Raw genomic sequence first — 1,658 nt, 5'->3', positions numbered from 1 at the left:
GTCGTCACCTGGTGTCCGGATCGCAGTCGGTCGAGTTCTACGAACAAATGTTGAGACAAATGGCCATGGCCCCCGCCGAAGCCTGATTAGTTACTTTTTAAAATCATCTTTTATTAGCAGAGGTTCATCATGAGCAATTCGAAAAAAGTCATCGTGATTACTGGTGCATCCCAAGGCCTCGGTGCAGGCATGGTCAAAGCTTTCCGTGATCTGGATTACAAAGTTGTCGCCACGTCGCGTTCGATTAAACCTTCCACCGACCCGGACATCCTCACCGTGGCGGGCGACATCGGCGATCCGGAGGTCGCGCAGCATGTCATCCGTGAAACCATTGCACGTTTTGGCCGTATCGATACTTTGGTTAACAACGCCGGGATCTTCATTGCCAAACCGTTCACCGAGTACACCGCTGAAGACTACGCCAATGTGCTGTCGGTGAACCTCAATGGATTCTTCTACATCACCCAACTCGCGATCACCGAGATGGAAAAACAAGGCAAAGGCCACGTCRTCAACATCACCACTAGCCTGGTGGACCATGCGATTGATGGTGTGCCGTCGGTACTGGCTTCACTGACCAAAGGTGGTTTGAACGCGGCGACCAAGTCCCTGGCAATTGAGTACGCCAAGCGCGGAATCCGGGTGAATGCGGTTTCCCCAGGCATCATCAAGACGCCGATGCATGGTGAAGAAACGCATGAAGCGCTGGGAAATCTGCACCCGGTTGGGCGCATGGGGGAGATCAGTGATATTGCTCAGGCGGTTGTTTACCTGGACAGCGCCAACTTTGTTACCGGGGAGATTCTGCATGTGGATGGTGGGCAGAGCGCTGGTCACTAAGGCGTGTGTACAAACGCCAGAAAAAACAAAGCCCTCGTATTTCTACGAGGGCTTTGTTTTGTATGGTGGTGTCGGCAACAGATGGAAAACTAAATCCGCGCCCTTTTTTCTACAGACAAGAAAGCTCCACGTCTTCCTCGTCGGGGACTTCGTCCGTAACAATCWCCCGTGCGTGCGCGCTGTGCTCGTCCTCCATACGCAACCCGAAGTAGCGAGTATCGTTGGCGTCCCAAAATGCCTCTATCTGCGCCATGGAGGCATGCTCAAGCAGCACCTCGGCGCTGTGCTCCAAAATGATCGAGTAATGTCGTTCGGTGTTCATTACAAAAGGGGCTCGCAACGGCGGAGTGAAGTAGCAGATTGTGCATAAGCACTGCTGCCATTATGCCGCCTCGCTGATTTCCGACAGTGACCGCTTATCGTTTCGGTGAGGTTTGTAGATGCGCGGTACCAGAATTGAGAGCGTCGATTCCGCACCCATATAACCTCCTCTCAACGTGCGGGGCGAAAGAGACCGGAAGAGGGAGGGCGAGCACGAAACGGGGAACGAACGGGGAAAACTCAGGGGAGAAGCCCTATAAACGAGATAGGCCCAGCGCAAGATGAGCCTTTTTCATTGTTGTATAGGGTGCCTACACCTGGGTCTGTCAAAACGAGCGATGGCGGACAAACATGGGTGCCCGTCCCTTCGGACAACACCACCATCACCGGCTCCGAAATCGAAACCTTACGCCTGCGTGCCTGCGCCGACCCCATTACCCGCTCCGATCGCTACTTCGCTGAGGTCGCGCATGTCCAGGCAAGGGGTGACATAGAAG

General features: G+C 54.1%; 2 protein-coding genes and 1 pseudogene. 2 read left to right on the top strand and 1 reads right to left on the bottom strand.

Features of this window, described 5'->3' with window-relative positions; translation table 11 throughout:
• Both AC1DRJ_RS26815 and AC1DRJ_RS26810 read left to right on the top strand, forming a co-directional pair.
• A pseudogene (locus tag AC1DRJ_RS26815) lies at positions 1-86 on the top strand (DsbA family oxidoreductase); the annotation flags it as partial.
• Between the two features lie 43 nt (positions 87-129).
• Complete coding sequence (locus tag AC1DRJ_RS26810) at positions 130-840, top strand: SDR family NAD(P)-dependent oxidoreductase (protein ID WP_477804811.1); 711 nt, start codon at positions 130-132, stop codon at positions 838-840.
• Positions 841-949: 109 nt separating this feature from the next.
• Here AC1DRJ_RS26810 and AC1DRJ_RS26805 read toward each other — a convergent pair whose 3' ends face one another.
• Positions 950-1,162 carry a hypothetical protein gene (locus AC1DRJ_RS26805; protein ID WP_477804810.1) on the bottom strand — a complete coding sequence of 71 codons (213 nt, stop codon included), beginning with the start codon at positions 1,160-1,162 and terminating at the stop codon, positions 950-952.
• Positions 1,163-1,658: the final 496 nt, after the last annotated feature.

This window comes from Pseudomonas sp. P5_B2, from assembly GCF_056400445.1.
This window is presented reverse-complemented; position numbering and strand designations above follow the sequence as displayed.